Source organism: Streptomyces sp. SKN60, from assembly GCF_026236535.1.
Taxonomy (GTDB): domain Bacteria; phylum Actinomycetota; class Actinomycetes; order Streptomycetales; family Streptomycetaceae; genus Streptomyces.
The window spans coordinates 348071-364229 of record NZ_JAHTMW010000007.1 but is presented as its reverse complement, the minus strand read 5'-3'; the positions used below and the strand labels follow the sequence as shown (position 1 = coordinate 364229).

Genomic DNA, 16159 nt, shown 5'->3' with positions numbered 1-16159 from the left:
TGTTCGCCGTCGGCGCGGGCGGCCGCCCGCAGGGCCTCGGCCTCGGCCTCGCCGTCCGCCTTGACCTGCTCGGCCTCGACCAGGAGCTGCTCGGCCTCGTTGGCGATCCGCTCGGCCTCCGCGCTCGCCTCGCCGACCAGCGCGTCCGCCTGCTCGGCCGCGTCCGCGCGCCGCTTGTCGGCGGCCTCGCGGGCCTCGTCGAGGACGCGCGCCGCCTCCTCGCCGATCCGCTCCGCCTCCGCACGGGCCTCGCCCACGACGGTCTCCGCCTGCGCGGCCGCCTCGGAACGGATCCGGTTGGCGTCCTCGCGGGCGTCCGCGCGGGTGCGGGCCGCGTCCTGTTCGGCCGAGGCCAGCGCGTCGGTGACCTCCGTGCGTACCCGCTGGGCGTACTCGGCGGTGTCCGTCCGCAGCTTCTCCGACTCGGCGAGGGCGTCCGCGACGGTCCGCTCGGCCAGCGCCTTGGCGGCCTCGGACTCCTCCTGGGCGCGCTCGCGGACCCGGTTCGCGTCCTCGGTGGCCCGCTCCCGCTCCTCGTACGCGTCGGCGCGGACCCGGTCCGCCTCCTCCTGAGCCTCGGTACGGGTGCGCTCCGCCGCGTGCTCGGCGGCGGAGCGCAGCCCGGAGATCTCCTCCTCGGCCGTCTCGCGCAGGCCCGAGACCGAGTCCCGCACCTCCTGCGCGGTGGTCTCGGCGGCGGACACCATCTCGGTGGCGCGGGCGTCCGCCTCGGACACCAGGCGCTGCGCCTCGGTCTGCGCCTCCTCGACCCGCTTGCGGGCGGAGGCGAGCAGTTCCTCGCTCTGCTCGCGGGCGACTTCGCGCTCCCGGCCGGCCTCGCCGCGCGCCGACTCCAGGGTCTCCTCGGCCTCCCGGCGGCGCCGGTTGGCCTCCTCCTGGGCGGCGGCGAGCGCCTCGGCGGCCTCGGCGGCGACCCGCTCGGCGGCGGCCGCGGCCTCCGCGCGCAGCCGGTCGGCGGTCTCCTGGGCCTCCGACTTCAGCCGCTCGGCCTCGGCGTCGGCCTCCGTCCGCACGGTGCCGGCGGCGGTCTCGGCCTCGCTCCGGGTGGCCGAGGCGTCGGCGGCGGCCTCGGCGCGCAGCCGCTCGGCCTCGGTCTCGGCCTGGGCCTGGAGGGTACGGATCCGCTCGGCGGCCTCGGCGCGCAGCCGCTCGGTCTCCTCGGCGGCCTCGCGCCGGATCCGCTCGCCCTCGGTACGGGCGTCGGTCAGCTCCTGGCCGGCCGAGGCGAGCTTGGTCTCGGCCTCGGTGTGCAGCCGGGTCAGCTCCTCGGCGGCCTCGGCCCGGCGCGCGGCGGCGGCCCGGCCGGCCTCCTCGCGGGTCTCGGCGGCCTCGCGGTCGGCCGCGGCCCGTACCGACTCGGCCTGCTCCTCGGCCTCGGCGCGCAGCCGGTCCGCCTCGGCCCGGGTGCGCTCCAGGGTCTCCTCGGCCTGGGTGCGCAGGGTCTGCGCCCGCTCCATGGCCTCGGCGCGCACCCGCTCGCTCTCCGCGCTCGCGCTGCCGCGCAGCTCCTCGGCGTCGGTGCGGGCCTTGGTGAGCAGCTCCTCGGCGGTCTTCGCCGCCTCCTCGATCTGGCCGACCGCCTCGCGCCGGGCCTCGCCGCGGATCCGCTCGCCCTCGGCGATCGCCTCGGCGCGCAGCTGCTCGGCCTCGCCGCGCAGCCGGCGGGCCTCCTCCTGCAGCTCGACCGTCTTGGCGCGGTACTCCTTGGTGTCGTCCTTCGCCGAGCCGAGCAGCTCGTCGGCCTGCTCCTCGGCCGTGGACCGCAGCCGGTCGGCCTCGGTCTCGGCCTCGCGGCGGATCCGCTCGGCCTCCTCGGCGGCCTTGCGGGTGGTCTCCTGGGCGTCCGCGGAGGCCTTGGTGAGGATCTCCTCGGCGTTGCGCGCGGCCTTGGCGAGCGCGGCGGCGGAGTCCTCGGCGGCGACCGTACGGGCCTTGTCGGAGGCCTCGGAGACCAGCTTCTCGGCCTCGGCGGTGGCCTCGCGGAGCTTCTCCTCGGCCTGCTCCTTGAGGGCCTCAGCCTCCTTGGTGGCCTCGCCGACCAGGCGGGCGATCTCGGTCTTGGCGGTGCGGGTGCGGGCCTCGTTGACGGACTCGGCGCTCGCGATCTGCTTGGCGGCGGCGTCCTTGGCCTCGGAGAGGGTGCGCTCGGCCTCGACGCGGGCCTCGCGCAGCCTGAGCTCGGCCTCCTGGACCCGGACCTCGGCCGTACGGGACAGCTCGGCGGCCTCGCGGCGGGCCTGGTCCGTCTCGGCGGTGGTGCTGGAGCGCAGCCGCTCGGCGTGGCTGGTGGCCTCCTCGGCCTGGCTTGAGGCGGCGGTGAGCAGCCGCTCGGCGTCCTTGCGGGCGCGCAGCAGAATCGCTTCGGCCTCGGCCCTGGCGGTCTCCGCCTCGGTGCCGGCCCGGCGGCGGGTCTCCTCGGCGATCCGGGTGGCCTCCGCGCGGGCGGCGGCGAGCGCCTGCTCGGCCTCGGCGCGGGACTCCTCCATCAGGCGGCGGGCCTGGGACTCGGTGCGGGCCCGCAGCTGTTCGGCCCACGCCACGTTCTCGTTGACGTGCGACTCGACGGTCTGCCGGCGCTCGCTCAGCTCCTGGTCGAGCTGCTGGCGGCGCTGCACGGCCTCGGTGTGCAGCTCGGCCTGGAGCCGGGCCTGCTGCTCGGCGTGCTCCTGCAGGATCCGCTGCGTCTGGGCGCGGGCCTCGCGCAGCTCGCGCTCGGCGTCCTGGCGCAGCTGCTCGGCCTGCATCTGCGCGTTGCGCAGCAGCTGTTCGGCCTGATAGCCGATGTCCGCACTGTCGTACGCGGGCCTGGACGCGATCGTACGACGCGCCTCGTGGAGCTTGGCGCGCAACACCTCGACCTGGTACCCGAGGTCCTCGGCGTGCTGGACGGCCTTCTCTCGCTCCTTCTTCAGCCGGTCCATCTCGGCCTCGAACCGCGAGAGATGGTCGTCTTCAGCTCGGTGGCTCTCCTGGCGTTCGTAGCCCCGCACTGCGCGGTCCATCCTTCCCCGAGCCAGGCGAGCTGGGGAGACCCCAACCCCGGTCGCGACATTCCGACGAGCACCGTTCACCGGACAGAACGGTCCCCCCGGGGAATCGTGGCAGATCGGACGACCCCGACATCCCGACTTCGCAGCCGCACGCGGACGGCTCCGACCGGCCCCGGCCCGGAGTTGCCCACTCTACCGGGCCCGGAATCCGGAGGTCAGTGCTCCGCTGAGGAGTGGTCAGCGGAAGGCTTCGCCGAAGTGACCAGTTCCGTCAGGACGCCGTGGCAGTCCTTGGGGTGGAGGAAGGTGATGCGGGAGCCCATGGAGCCGATCCGCGGCTCGTCGTAGAGCACCCGGACGCCCTTGCCGCGGATGGCCTCCGAGTCGGCGTCGACGTCGGCCGTGCCGAAGGCGATGTGGTGCACCCCCTCGCCGTTCTTGGCCAGCCACTTGCCCACCGCCGAGTCCTCGCGGGTGGGCTCCAGGAGCTGGAGGTAGGAGGCGCCGCCGTCGGAGGTCTCGTTGATCTTGAGCATGGCCTCGCGCACGCCCTGCTCCTCGTTGACCTCCTCGTGGAACACCTCGAAGCCGTAGGTCGCCCGGTAGAACTCCACCGTCTTGTCGAGGTCGAAGCAGGCGATCCCGATGTGGTCGATACGCGTCAGCATGCTCCCAGTGCAGCGCCCGGGGCATGGTTACGCAACGTGCGCGCCGTCACACCGGCAGCCCGGTGACCCGGCCCGTCGCGGCTCAGTACATTGAAGGTAAACCCTCGTTCACTCCTCATCCCAAGGGGCTGCGCCTCATGTCTGGAACGACCGGTACCACCTCAGTGATCGTCGCGGGCGCCCGCACGCCCATGGGCCGCCTGCTCGGCTCCCTCAAGTCCTTCTCGGGCGCCGACCTCGGCGGTTTCGCCATCAAGGCCGCCCTGGACCGGGCCGGCATCGGCGGCGACCAGGTGCAGTACGTGATCATGGGCCAGGTGCTCCAGGCGGGCGCCGGGCAGATCCCCGCCCGCCAGGCCGCCGTCAAGGGCGGCATCCCCATGAACGTCCCCGCGCTCACCGTCAACAAGGTGTGTCTGTCGGGCATGGACGCCATCGCGCTGGCCGACCAGCTGATCCGCGCCGGCGAGTTCGACATCATCGTGGCCGGCGGCCAGGAGTCCATGACGAACGCGCCGCACGCGCTGCCGAAGTCCCGCGAGGGCTACAAGTACGGCGCGATCGAGATGCTCGACACCATGGCGTACGACGGCCTCACCGACCCGTTCGACGGCATCGCGATGGGCGAGTCCACCGAGAAGCACAACAGCCGCCTCGGCATCCCGCGCGACGTCCAGGACGAGATCGCCGCCCTGTCGCACCAGCGCGCCGCCGCCGCCCAGAAGAACGGCATCTTCGAGGCCGAGATCACCCCGGTCGAGATCCCGCAGCGCAAGGGCGAGCCGGTCGTCTTCTCCCAGGACGAGGGCATCCGCGGCGAGACCACCGCCGAGTCCCTCGGCAAGCTCCGCCCGGCCTTCGCCAAGGACGGCACCATCACCGCCGGCACCGCCTCGCAGATCTCCGACGGCGCCGCCGCCGTGGTCGTGATGAGCAAGGCCAAGGCGGAGGAGCTGGGCCTGGAGTGGATCGCCGAGATCGGCGCCCACGGCAATGTGGCCGGCCCGGACAACTCGCTGCAGTCGCAGCCGTCCAACGCCATCCTGCACGCCCTCAAGAAGGAGGGCCTGGAGGTCTCCGACCTCGACCTGATCGAGATCAACGAGGCCTTCGCCGCCGTCGCCCACCAGTCAATGAAGGACCTCGGCGTCACCTCCGAAAAGGTGAACGTCAACGGCGGCGCCATCGCGCTCGGCCACCCGCTCGGCATGTCCGGCGCCCGAGTGGTGCTGCACCTGGCCCTGGAGCTCAAGCGCCGCGGCGGCGGCGTGGGCGCAGCGGCCCTGTGCGGCGGCGGCGGCCAGGGCGACGCCCTGATCGTGAAGGTCCCCGGCAAGTAATCCGGGCTCGTGGCCCGGGCCTGCGGTCCGGGCACACGGTCCGTAGTCCGTCATCTCAAGGAGCAGCGCACATGGTGGACGTCCCCGCACTGGTCGACCAGGCACGGGAGGGCCGGCCGCGCGCCGTGGCCCGGCTGATCTCGCTGGTGGAGGGGGCGTCCCCGCAGCTCCGCGAGGTGATGGCGGCGCTGGCGCCGCTGACCGGCAACGCCTACGTGGTGGGCCTGACCGGCTCGCCCGGCGTCGGCAAGTCGACCTCGACCTCGGCGCTCGTCGCCGCGTACCGCAGGGCCGGCAAGCGGGTCGGCGTGCTCGCCGTCGACCCGTCCTCGCCGTTCAGCGGCGGGGCGCTGCTCGGCGACCGGGTGCGGATGTCGGAGCACGCCTCCGACCCGGGCGTCTACATCCGCTCCATGGCCACCCGCGGGCACCTCGGCGGTCTCGCCTGGTCCGCCCCGCAGGCCATCCGCGTCCTGGACGCGGCCGGCTGCGAGGTGATCCTGGTGGAGACCGTCGGCGTCGGCCAGTCCGAGGTCGAGATCGCCTCCCAGGCCGACACCTCGGTGGTGCTCCTCGCCCCGGGCATGGGCGACGGCATCCAGGCCGCCAAGGCGGGCATCCTGGAGATCGGCGACGTGTACGTGGTCAACAAGGCCGACCGGGACGGCGCGGACGCCACCGCGCGCGAGCTCAACCACATGCTGGGCCTCGGGGAGGCCCGCGCGCCCGGCGACTGGCGCCCCCCGATCGTCAAGACCGTCGCCGCCCGCGGCGAGGGCGTCGACGAGGTCGTGGAGGCCCTGGAGAAGCACCGCGCGTGGATGGAGGAGCACGGCGTGCTCGCGGAGCGGCGCCGGGCCCGGGCGGCCCGCGAGGTCGAGACGATCGCCGTCACCGCCCTGCGGGAGCGGATCGGCGACCTGCGCGGCGACCGCCGGCTCGACGCGCTCGCCGAGCGCATCACGGCCGGCGAGCTCGATCCGTACGCGGCCTCCGACGAGCTCATCGCGAGCCTGACGGGCCGGTAGCCCACACGGGTACGAGAAGGGCCCGGCACCCGCGAGGGGCGCCGGGCCTTTCCCGTACGGCTGTGGCGGCTGGCTACGGCTTCCCGCGGCGGCCGCGCAGCTGCTCCGCGACCGGCTTCAGCGAGTCGTGGAGGTCGGTCAGGGCCTCCGGGCCGATCTGGTCGATGAAGTGCTTGCGCACCGACTCGACGTGGTGCGGGGCGACCTTGTGCATGGTCGCCATGCCCTCGTCCGTCAGCACCGCGTAGAGCCCGCGCCGGTCGGACTCGCAGTTCTCACGGCGCACCAGGCCGGCGTTCTCCATCCGGGTGATCTGGTGCGAGAGCCGGCTCTTGGACTGCAGGGTGGCGGCGGCCAGATCGCTCATGCGCAGCCGCCGCTCCGCCGACTCCGAGAGGTTCACGAGGATCTCGTAGTCGTTCATCGTCAGGCCGAAGGGCTGGAGGTCCTTCTCCAACTGGTACGTCAGCATTCTGTTGACGTCCAGGAAGGTGCGCCAGGCGCACTGCTCTGCGTCCGTGAGCCAGGGGGTGGCGGTCTCGGTCTCCATATATGGATTCTACCTAAAGAAGTTGAATACTTGACGAACTCTGGGAGTGTGTTCGACGCGTCACGCTCCGCAGACTACCGCTCACAGACCGAAGCGACGCTGCAGGTCCCCCAGCTGGCCGGGAAGACGCGGTACCGACCCCGCCTGGTTCTGGCCGGAACCATGTGATCCCGGCATCCCCGGCACGGCACCCGGCACACCCGGACCCGCCGCCGCCCCCGGCGCGCCGATCGCCCGCTCCGCCATCAGCAGCTCCGTCGACTGCAGCAGCACCGTGCCCGCCCCGACGAACTCGAACTGGTGCTCCTCGCCCGACGAGCCGCCGATGCCCGTCAGGGCCCGTACGCCGCCCATCACGCCGGTCAGATAACCGTGATCGTAGTGGTGGCAGGGGGAGGGACAGTCCGCCCAGCCGACCAGCGCCTGCGGATCCACCCGCAGCGGCGGCTCCATGAACACCACCGGACCGTTCGACGCCGCCACGAACTTCCCCGTACCGATCAGCGTCACGAAGCCCGGCACGATCGACTGCTTCAGCGCCAGCGAGGGCTGGTACGCCAGCAGATTCCCCGAACGGATCGTCAGGTTGCCCTCGTCCAGGTCGTACGAGTTCACGTCGAACGCCCGGTCCGCGAGCAGCATCTTCCCGCTGCCCTCCGCCACCACCCAGTCGCTCGCGTGCAGCGGCGAATGGAACGAGGTCCGCACCAGCCGGTCCAGCCGGCCGTGCCCGATCCCGTTGAAGTCGATCCGCCCGTAATAGGCGATCATCTTGCCCTTCTGCAGGAACCACTGGGAGCCCTTCAGCTCCACGCAGAAGGTGTACGGATTGACGTTGTCGTCCGACGGCAGCGTCATCGGGTCGTGGATCACAGGGGTGCTCACAGCTTCTCCTCCGAGGCCTGGACGTAGACCGCGCCACTGCCGCTCAGCTCCAGCTGGAACGCCTCGCCCGAGCCCCGGCCCACCATGTCCCGCCAGCCGAGCGCCGTGGACAGCTTGTTGCGCACGTCGCCGTGGTGCGCCACGTACGCCTGCGGGTCGACGTGCACCGGGCGGCCCGGCGTGATCGGCAGCTCGATCACGCCGCCGTGCGCCATCACCGCCACCGAGCCGTGGCCCTTGAGCGTCGTGGTGAACAGGCCCTGGCCGGTCACCTGGCCGCGCACCATGCCCATCACACCGCCCTGCGAGCCCATGAACATGGTGCCCTGCTCCAGGGTCCCGTCGAAGGCGAGCAGCCGGTCCGCCTCCACGTAGAGGGTGTCGCCGGTCAGCGCGATCACCTGGATGTGGTGGCCGCCGTGCCCGAACATCACCGTGCCGCTGCCTTCGACGGTCATCAGCGGGGTCGCCTCGCCGGCCACCCGGCGGCCGATCATCGACATCAGACCGCCCTGGCCGCCCGTGATGTTCGGCGTGAAAGTGACGTCGCCGCGGTACGCGAGCATCGCGCCGCGCTGGCTGAAGAGCCGCTGCCCCGGAATCACCGTGGCCTCGATCATCTTGGAGTTGATCTCGCGGAACGGCATCAGACGTCACCTCCGATCGTGTTCCGCTCGGACGGCTGGACGTACACGAGTCCGTCACCTTCGAAGCGGATCTGGAACGCCTCGCCGCCGCCCTCGCCCAGGAAGGTGCGGAAGGTCACACCGGACTGGAAGCTCTGCTGGAGGTTGCCCTGGTGGGCGATGTACGCGCCGGGGTCGACCGACAGCGGGTACTGCGGGCTCACCCGGAGCACCACCGCCGGACCGTCCGACATGATCGCCGCCTGCCCGGTGCCCTCCACGGTCGTGGTGAACAGACCGTTGCCCGTCGCACCCCCGCGCAGCCCGGTGAACGTCGTGCCGGTGCGCAGCCCGGCGTCGGTGCAGAGCAGATTGCTCGCCTCCACCCACAGCTTGTCGCCGTGCAGTTGGACGAGGTTGATCTCGGAGGCCCGGTCGGCGAACCAGCAGGTTCCCTGCCCCCGTACCTCCATCACCTCCATCTGCTCACCGGTCAGCCGGCGGGTCACCATGCCCCGCAGGCCCTCACCGCCGCCGGACATCTTCTTGAAGGCCATCTGGCCGTCGTAGGCGACCATCGAGCCGTTTTTCGCCTTCACGGCGTCGCCGGTCATGGTCACGGCGAGCACTTTGCTGCCTTGGAGTCGGAACGTTGCCACCCAGGGAAGGTACTGGGCCCCCGGATAAAGGGACAGCAAAGTCGGCGTGCACAATGGAACGGCCCTTGTGCATCCGTTCACAAGATCCGAACGAAGGTGACCCCTCCCGTGGACATCAAGACCGCCTCCTCCCTGCACCGGCTCCGGCTCGTCTCCGCACCGGAAGCAGTGTCGTTCCTGCTGCTCCTGGTCTGCTCGGTGCTGAAGCGGACCACGGACTTCAACGCGGTGCCGGTCATGGGCGCGATCCACGGCATCCTCTTCATCCTCTACGTCCTCTTCTGGCTGGACGCCTGGAACAAGACCAAGTGGAGCTTCGGCACGGCCGCGCTCTACTTCGTCCTCTCCGTGCTTCCCTTCGGTGGCTTCGTCGCCGAGCGCAAGCTGAAGCGCGAGGCCGAGGCCGCGGTCATCGCGTCCCGCGCCCGCCGCGAGGGAGTGGTCAACGCGTGATCGTCGCGTTCTCGGTGACCCCCCTCGGAGTGGGGGAGGACGTCGGCGAATACGTCGCCGACGCGGTCCGCGTCGTCCGCGAGTCGGGTCTCCCGAACCGCACCGACGCCATGTTCACCTCCGTCGAGGGCGAGTGGGACGAGGTGATGGACGTCGTCAAGCGCGCCGTCGCCGCCGTCGAGGCGCGCGCCCCGCGCGTCTCGGTCGTCCTGAAGGCGGACATCCGCCCCGGCGTGACCGACGGCCTGACGCAGAAGGTCGAGACGGTGGAGCGGCACCTGGCCGGCTGAGGCCCACGCTCATGACGTGATGTTGCGCTCGATCGGCATCGCCCGGACGTTGTCCGCCGCCGTGGTCCACTCGACACCGGACGATGGCCGGATGTGTGCCAGGCGAACCGGGCGGCCGCCGTCCTGAAGTTCGTGGGTGACGGCGGTGAGGCGCCGCACGCTGCGCGAGGCGACATCGCGGACCAGTGTGTTCAGGAGCGGATGCTGCTCGTAGCCGTCCGGGCCGACCGCATACGGGGCGTCTTCCTGTCCTGCTCGGTCCTGGCCGCGGCGCATGAACCGCTCCCAGCCGTCGGCCGCCCGTAAGCGCAGGGCCCGGCTCGGCTCGCCCGGGCGGGGTTCCTCGGGTGGTGTGGGCATGCGGATCCTCCTTCCGGCCGGCGAGGCGCACCGTACGTGCGCCTGCCGCCGGAATCAGACTGGACCGGTGGACCGGTCCAGTCAATCGCCGTGACCCATCGAATAGTTGTCCGTGCGCTCCCACACTCCCTCGGGCGTCAGGCCCTCCTCGCAGACCAGTGGCCGGTCCTCTGCGTCGTACGCCGTGTGCAGCACCACGGCGACGGCGCACGGGCGCTTCACCCGAAGCTGTTCCGCTTCGGCGCTGGTCACCAGCCGGACCGACGTGACATCCACGCCCCGGACCGGGCCCCGGCCGGTCGTGCGCCGGACGTAGTGCGTGGTTCCTTCGGCAATCGGGCCGTTCTGATGCAGTCGTGGGCAAGTCTCGGCGATGTCGGGCGGGAACCAGGCCATGGCGAGAGAGTGCGGTCGACCGTCGTCCAGCAGAGTCAACCGGGCGCGGTGCAAGGCGCGTACGCCGCTCCCCAGCCCCAAGGCCTCGGCGACGTGGGAGGGCGGCACCAGCAACTCCGGCACGCCGAGACGCTTGAACGGCAGCCCTCCCTGAATGCGGCTGGTGCCGGGGCCGCGCCCGCCGGCCGGCCTGGCCACCGGGGTGTCCACGACCGAGAATCCGCGCCCCTGGTGGGGCGTCACCAGACCGTCGGCGCGGAGCGTTTCCATGGCTTTGATGGCCGTCGCCCGCGAGACACCCCACTGCTCGCACAGGTCGCGGCTGGAGGGGAGAAGTGAGCCGGGGGCGAACTCCCCGTCGGCGATGCGGCGACGCAGGCTCTCGGCGATCTGCTCGTACTTCAGGAGAGGCATGTCCATTCCCTGGCGATTGATGCTGACCGGTTGACCGGTCAGGCTAGGGGGCTGTCACCTCGCACCGCCAGCGGTCACAATCGCAGCCATGCCCACACCTTCCGTAGGTCCCGAGATCATCGCCTTCTACAGCGAGACCATCAACGAGTCCGAGCGGCTGACCGGCAGCGCCGACGGGGTCCTCGAGATGGTCCGTACTCAGGAACTGCTGCGACGGCACCTGCCGGGCGCGCCGGCCCGGATCCTCGACATCGGCGGCGGCCCTGGCGCGCACGCCCGATGGCTGATCGAGGACGGTTACGACGTCGAGCTCATCGACCCCGTCCCGCGCCACGTCGAGGAGGCGTCCGCCCTGGGAATCCGGTCCGCCCTCGGGGACGCGCGGGCGTTGGACGCGGCCGACGACTCGTATGACGTGGCTCTCGTCCTCGGCCCCCTTTACCACCTGCTCGATCACGGCGACCGCCTGCGCGCGCTGCGCGAGGCGGCCCGGGTCGTCCGCCCCGGGGGCCTGGTCGCGGCGGCGGCCATCGGCCGCTACGCCTCGCTCTTCGAGCATGTCGCCACCACCATGCTCACGGTCGACCGCGTCCGCGACGCCGTGGCCGACATCCTCGTGACGGGCGTCCACGCGCCGGGCCGCAAGGGGTTCACCAGCTCGTACTTCCACACAGGCGAAGGCCTGGCCGCAGAGCTGAGCGAGGCCGGTCTCACGGACCCGGCCGTCTACGGGATCGAAGGGCCGGTGTGGTCCGCGCTCAAGGCGACGGAGCAGCACACCAAGGAGAGCGTGGTGGACTCGCCGATGTTCCAGGCGGCCCTGACAGCCGCCCGCCTGGCGGAGTCCCACCCGGACCTGCTTGCGGCGAGCTCCCACATGCTTGCCGTCGCCACCGTCTAGCGTCGCGGGATAGGTCTGGCCGCGTGGGCGGCCCGCACCGGAATCTGCAGCGAACCGGGTCCGCTCGGCACCTGGGTGGAGGACGATTGGGGCGGACGCCGGTGACCGTCGTTCTTGGGGGAGATATGGGTGAGTACGGTGCGGCCCGTGAGCCCGAGCGCTCGAATGGCGGCGGGACGGGGGAGCCGCTGACGCGCAATGAGATGTCAGGCGAGGCGCAGTCGGTGGTGCAGGCCGGATCCATCGGCGAGTTACACCTCCACAATCCGCCCTCGCGTCCGCCTTCCGTCGAAATCCCGGTCGCCATCACCTGCGAGGTGGAGGCCGACTACGTGATCCAGCGCGACTGGTCCGACGGAGTTCCACTCAGCGGGGGACTGGTCCGCGTCTTCGTGGAGGCTTGCGAGGACCGGGCTGTCCTGCTGCGCGCCATGCGACCCCTGGTGATCGCGCGTCGCCCGCCGCTCGGCGGGACCGAGACGATGCACTGGGGCATCCCGGAGGTCCGCAAGTACTCGCTGAACCTCGACAAGGATCCGCCGCGCCTCAAGGGCCCGAAGTTCCTTTACACGGTTTCCCCAGGGGACCCGGAGGTCTTCGAGCTGACGGTCCACTGCGGCCCGCACGACATCGACTGGCGCCTGGAAGTCGACTGGACCTGCGCCGGCCGCACGGGCACGAGCGTCGTCGACCTCGGCGGGCATCCCTTCCGCTTCACGGCCAGACCCGGGACACGGAGGTGGCCCTTTGGAACCCGTCGTTGAAGTCCAGCTGATCGGTCAGCTGCAACTGATCTACCCGCCCAGCTCGGCGACGGGGCCGAGCCCCATACCCGTCCAGGTCAGCGGACACGGTATCGCGGTGCGGGTGAGCGCCCCCGAGGAGGAAGCGGTGGTCGTGCACAGCCTCGGGTTCCGGGTGAGGGCCCGCCACCCCACGCGAAGCGCCCCTGTGGCGATGAGGCCCGGAGCCCGGATCCCGGACCCGCACGTTCGAGTGTGGCTGGACGAGCCGGCGCAGATGGCGCCCGGGCCCGCTCCCGTGACGTTTCCCGCGACGATCGCCGGCGGGGAGAGCGAGTGGTTCCTCCTGACCGCGCATACCAAGGAGCACGACGTCCAGTGGGACCTCGGCGTCGAGTGGAGTTGTGGGGCAGAGCAAGGGTGGGCCGGTTGTGCGGTCCGCACCACGGCCGAGACCACCATGGTGAAGTACGGCCGGGACGGCCAGGTGACCCATAACTCCAACCTTCACCCGGAACCCGACCGACCGGAGGTCGCCGCCGTGGCCGAGGCGAACCATCGGACGGGCGCCGAGGCTGGCGATCCCGAGGCGATGTTCCAGCTCGGCGTCAAGCTGGCGGAACGCGGCGCCCTGGGTGAGGCGGAACAGTGGTTTCGGGCCTGCGCGGAAACCGGACACGCGACGGCCGCGGAGTCGGTGGGGTGGATTCTGGAGCAGAGGGGAGAACATTCCGAGTCCATGGACTGGTACCGGAAAGCGGCGGACCTCGGAAGTGCCCGCGCGGCGGAATACCTCGCCGAACGGGCCGGCGGCGAGGGATCTCTCTGACGCGCTCTCGCGGAGCCCCGGACCTCAACCGGTCCGGGGCTCCGCCGCGTCCAGGTGGTCGGCGACGCGCCGGAGCAGGGCTATGAGCGTCCCGTACTCCTCCGGCGACAGGCTCTCGGTCACCCGGGCCCGGAGGGCGGTGACCTGTTCGGCTATGCGGTGGTGGGCCGCGTGGCCCTGGTCGGTCAGTCGGATCGTGTCGGCGGGGCCGGGGCGGGCCCAGCCGCGTCGGACCAGGGCGTCGACGTGGGGGCGCGTCGACGGCTCGGTGGGGGAGAGGAAGGGGGCCAGGGTCTCGTCGATCCGGCTCGGGGTGATGGGCTCGTACGAGAGGGTGTTCAGGACCTGCCAGTCGCGCCGGGTCAGGTCGTCGGCGGCGAGGAGGCGGGCCATGGCGGCTTCGATCGCGCCGTCGATGTGCTTGAGCCAGTAGCCGAGCGGGCGCTGGGTGCGGAGGTCTTCCATGGTGCGGGCACCTCGATCCGTCGATCCATGTAGTTTTACAATAGTTGTAAACTAGCATGCATGTCGGACAAGCAACAGCGCCAGGCTCTCACCGCCGTCGAGCGCGCCATGGTCGCCATCCGCCGCAGCCAGACCCGCCGCTCCCTCGGCCGCCTCGCCCCGCCCGACGGTGAGGGCCGGCCTGTCGACCCCACCCTCTTCGGCGTCCTCGACGCCGTGGAGGAGCGCGACGGCGCCTGCTCCGTCTCGGACGTCGCCGCCGCGCTCGGGGTGGACCAGCCCCGGGCCAGCCGGCTGGTGCTGCGCGCCGCCGAGGAGGGGTGGCTGACGCGGGGCCCCGACCCGGCCGACGCCCGCCGGATGCTGCTCGCGCTCACGCCCGAGGGCCGGGACCGGCTCGACCGGACCCACCGGCTCCGTGAGGAGGTGTTCGCCCGGGCGATGGCGGACTGGCCGGCGGCCGACCGGGTGGAGTTCGCCCGGTTGCTCACCGCCTTCGTCGAAGGGTTCGGGCGGGAGGCCGGCTCGGCGCCCCAGGCTCCCCGGGCCGCCCGTCACCCGTTGCGCGTAGAGGGTCGCGGTATCTGAAAACCCCTCACTCGGACGCTTCCAGTCGACACGCCGATGAATGTCCCTTTTTGTGGGGCTATCGACAGGTTCGACGACAGCTGGAGGCACCGTGCGGCCGGGAGGCTACGACTACGACACCTACAGCCGACTCGCCGGTCCCCTCACGGAACCGGACCAGGCGAACGGGCCCTACCGGGTGCAGTACCGGAGTCTGCTCTCGAAGGAGCCGCACCGAATACGAGCCGTCCTCCTCATGGGACTCGCGCCGCTGCTCTCGGCGCTGCTCCTGGCGTACCTCGTCTGGCCCAGCCACTGGACCGTGCGCGAGGGGGACGACGTCTGGCGGGTGCCGTACGACACCGTCATGCTCGTCGCGATCGGGCTGATCTGCTTCTTCATGCTGGTGAACGTCACCTCGATCGCGCACGCCACCCTCGTCGCCCGTGACCCGATACCCGTGCGCGCCGCCCCCGGCACCCGGGTCGCCTTCCTCACCACGTACGTGCCCGGCAAGGAGCCGCTCTCCATGGTCCGGGCCACCCTCCAGGGGGCCGTACGGCTGCGGCACGACGGGCCGCTCGACGTGTGGCTGCTCGACGAGGGCGACGACGCCGACGCCAAGGCGCTCTGCGAGGAGCTCGGCGTCCGGCACTTCACCCGGGCCGGAGTCCCCGAGTGGAACCGCAAGAAGGGCGTCCACAAGGCCCGCACCAAGCACGGCAACTACAACGCCTGGCTCGCGATGCACGGCGACGGCTACGACTTCTTCGCCTCGGTCGACACCGACCACGTGCCGCTGCCCAACTTCCTGGAGCGGATGCTCGGCTACTTCCGCGACCCCGACATCGCCTTCGTCGTCGGCCCGCAGGTGTACGGCAACTACACCTCCGCCGTCACCAAGGCCGCCGAGTCGCAGCAGTTCCTCTTCCACGCGCTCATCCAGCGGGCCGGCAACCGCTACCGCACCCCCATGTTCGTCGGCACCAACAACGTCGTGCGGATCTCCGCCCTCAAGCAGATCGGCGGCCTGTACGACTCGATCACCGAGGACATGGCCACCGGCTTCGAACTGCACCGCCGCCGCAACCCGCTGACCGGCCGCTTCTGGCGCTCCGTCTACACCCCGGACGTGCTCGCGGTGGGGGAGGGACCGGCCTCCTGGACCGACTTCTTCACCCAGCAGCTGCGCTGGTCCCGCGGCACCTACGAGACGCTGCTCAAGCAGTACTGGAAGGCACCCTTCCGGACCCCGCCCGGACGGCTCCTCAACTACACGCTGATGCTCGTCTACTACCCGATGACGGCCGTCAACTGGCTGCTCGGCATCCTCTCCTGCGTCCTCTTCCTGTGGCTCGGCGCCTCCGGCACCCAGGTCTCCTCCTCGGTCTGGCTGATGATCTACAGCGACGCCGTCGCCCTGCAGATCGGCCTCTACCTCTGGAACCGCCGCCACAACGTCTCGCCGCACGAGCCCGAGGGCTCCGGCGGCCTCGCCGGCATGGCGATGTCCGCGATCTCCGCGCCGATCTACCTCAAGTCGCTGGGCTCCGCGCTGCTCCGCACCCGCGGCCGCTTCGTCGTCACCCCCAAGGGCGGCGAGGCCAGCCCCGACCGGATCCTCACCTTCCGGATCCATCTCTACTGGGCCGCGGTCCTCGTCGCCTCCCTGGTCGCCTCCGTCCACTTCGGCCACACCCACGCCGCCATGCGCACCTGGGCCGTGCTCGCCCTGGTCATCGCGCTCGCCCCGATCACCGTGTGGGCCTTCACTGCACAGCGCGAGAAGCGCCGGCTCCGGGTGCGCGCCGCCGCCCGGGCCAGGACCCGCGCCCGCGGCCGTACGGACGCCGCCGCGGGCCTCGCCGCCGAGGGCCTCGCCGCGGAGGGCCGCACCCTCGTCGCCACCCCGGCCAAGACGGGTCCCAAGCCCACCACCGCTCCCGCGCCCACGACGACCGGAGGGAACTGAGC

18 protein-coding genes are annotated in these 16159 nt (G+C 71.7%); 9 read left to right on the top strand and 9 right to left on the bottom strand.

The window, feature by feature from the left end; genetic code table 11:
• The coding region (scy, locus tag KV205_RS14890) for a polarized growth protein Scy (RefSeq protein ID WP_265864825.1) at nucleotides 1-3011 on the bottom strand (3011 nt) is incomplete at its 3' end.
• A 215-nt stretch (nucleotides 3012-3226) separates the two neighbouring features.
• Complete coding sequence (gene mce, locus KV205_RS14885; protein ID WP_265864808.1) at nucleotides 3227-3679, bottom strand: methylmalonyl-CoA epimerase; 453 nt, start codon at nucleotides 3677-3679, stop codon at nucleotides 3227-3229.
• A 137-nt stretch (nucleotides 3680-3816) separates the two neighbouring features.
• On the opposite strand from mce, the gene KV205_RS14880 reads away from it, so the two are divergent.
• Nucleotides 3817-5019, top strand: coding sequence for an acetyl-CoA C-acetyltransferase (locus KV205_RS14880; RefSeq protein WP_265864807.1), 1203 nt, complete (start codon nucleotides 3817-3819; stop codon nucleotides 5017-5019).
• A gap of 71 nt (nucleotides 5020-5090) precedes the next feature.
• Entirely contained in the window at nucleotides 5091-6047 is a 957-nt protein-coding gene (gene meaB, locus KV205_RS14875) for a methylmalonyl Co-A mutase-associated GTPase MeaB (protein ID WP_265864806.1), read from the top strand.
• A 73-nt stretch (nucleotides 6048-6120) separates the two neighbouring features.
• Here the strand turns inward: meaB and KV205_RS14870 are convergent, their stop codons facing one another.
• The 4 genes from KV205_RS14870 to KV205_RS14855 form a co-directional block, all read right to left on the bottom strand.
• Complete coding sequence (locus KV205_RS14870) at nucleotides 6121-6597, bottom strand: MarR family winged helix-turn-helix transcriptional regulator (protein WP_265864805.1); 477 nt, start codon at nucleotides 6595-6597, stop codon at nucleotides 6121-6123.
• 81 nt (nucleotides 6598-6678) lie between these two features.
• Nucleotides 6679-7455, bottom strand: coding sequence for an AIM24 family protein (locus KV205_RS14865; protein ID WP_265864824.1), 777 nt, complete (start codon nucleotides 7453-7455; stop codon nucleotides 6679-6681).
• Between the two features lie 23 nt (nucleotides 7456-7478).
• The gene (locus tag KV205_RS14860) at nucleotides 7479-8129 is read right to left on the bottom strand and encodes an AIM24 family protein (protein ID WP_265864804.1); all 651 of its coding nucleotides are present in this window, start codon (nucleotides 8127-8129) and stop codon (nucleotides 7479-7481) included.
• Nucleotides 8129-8767 (bottom strand): AIM24 family protein, encoded by a 639-nt coding sequence (locus tag KV205_RS14855; protein WP_265864803.1) that lies wholly within the window; start codon nucleotides 8765-8767, stop codon nucleotides 8129-8131. Before KV205_RS14855 ends, KV205_RS14860 begins: the two co-directional genes overlap by 1 nt.
• Before the next feature lie 108 nt (nucleotides 8768-8875).
• On the opposite strand from KV205_RS14855, the gene KV205_RS14850 reads away from it, so the two are divergent.
• The gene (locus KV205_RS14850; protein WP_265864802.1) at nucleotides 8876-9220 is read left to right on the top strand and encodes a DUF3817 domain-containing protein; all 345 of its coding nucleotides are present in this window, start codon (nucleotides 8876-8878) and stop codon (nucleotides 9218-9220) included.
• The gene (locus KV205_RS14845) at nucleotides 9217-9510 is read left to right on the top strand and encodes an MTH1187 family thiamine-binding protein (protein WP_265864801.1); all 294 of its coding nucleotides are present in this window, start codon (nucleotides 9217-9219) and stop codon (nucleotides 9508-9510) included. Before KV205_RS14850 ends, KV205_RS14845 begins: the two co-directional genes overlap by 4 nt.
• Nucleotides 9511-9519: 9 nt before the next feature.
• Here the strand turns inward: KV205_RS14845 and KV205_RS14840 are convergent, their stop codons facing one another.
• Nucleotides 9520-9870, bottom strand: a complete 351-nt coding sequence (locus tag KV205_RS14840) for a hypothetical protein (protein WP_265864800.1) — start codon at nucleotides 9868-9870, stop codon at nucleotides 9520-9522.
• Between the two features lie 81 nt (nucleotides 9871-9951).
• The gene (locus KV205_RS14835) at nucleotides 9952-10680 is read right to left on the bottom strand and encodes a GntR family transcriptional regulator (protein WP_265864799.1); all 729 of its coding nucleotides are present in this window, start codon (nucleotides 10678-10680) and stop codon (nucleotides 9952-9954) included.
• 88 nt (nucleotides 10681-10768) lie between these two features.
• On the opposite strand from KV205_RS14835, the gene KV205_RS14830 reads away from it, so the two are divergent.
• From KV205_RS14830 to KV205_RS14820, 3 genes are all read left to right on the top strand, one after another.
• A complete protein-coding gene (locus tag KV205_RS14830) occupies nucleotides 10769-11581 on the top strand; it encodes a bifunctional 2-polyprenyl-6-hydroxyphenol methylase/3-demethylubiquinol 3-O-methyltransferase UbiG (RefSeq protein WP_265864798.1) in 813 nt (270 codons plus the stop codon).
• A 125-nt stretch (nucleotides 11582-11706) separates the two neighbouring features.
• Nucleotides 11707-12345, top strand: coding sequence for a hypothetical protein (locus KV205_RS14825; protein ID WP_265864797.1), 639 nt, complete (start codon nucleotides 11707-11709; stop codon nucleotides 12343-12345).
• Entirely contained in the window at nucleotides 12329-13153 is an 825-nt protein-coding gene (locus tag KV205_RS14820; protein WP_265864796.1) for a tetratricopeptide repeat protein, read from the top strand. Before KV205_RS14825 ends, KV205_RS14820 begins: the two co-directional genes overlap by 17 nt.
• 24 nt (nucleotides 13154-13177) lie before the next feature.
• On the opposite strand, the gene KV205_RS14815 is transcribed toward KV205_RS14820, so the two are convergent.
• Complete coding sequence (locus tag KV205_RS14815) at nucleotides 13178-13618, bottom strand: MarR family winged helix-turn-helix transcriptional regulator (RefSeq protein ID WP_265864795.1); 441 nt, start codon at nucleotides 13616-13618, stop codon at nucleotides 13178-13180.
• A gap of 60 nt (nucleotides 13619-13678) precedes the next feature.
• Here KV205_RS14815 and KV205_RS14810 point away from each other — a divergent pair, with 60 nt between their 5' ends.
• The gene (locus tag KV205_RS14810) at nucleotides 13679-14206 is read left to right on the top strand and encodes a MarR family winged helix-turn-helix transcriptional regulator (RefSeq protein WP_265864794.1); all 528 of its coding nucleotides are present in this window, start codon (nucleotides 13679-13681) and stop codon (nucleotides 14204-14206) included.
• A gap of 91 nt (nucleotides 14207-14297) precedes the next feature.
• Nucleotides 14298-16157 (top strand): cellulose synthase catalytic subunit, encoded by a 1860-nt coding sequence (locus tag KV205_RS14805; RefSeq protein WP_265864793.1) that lies wholly within the window; start codon nucleotides 14298-14300, stop codon nucleotides 16155-16157.
• Nucleotides 16158-16159 lie beyond the last annotated feature (2 nt).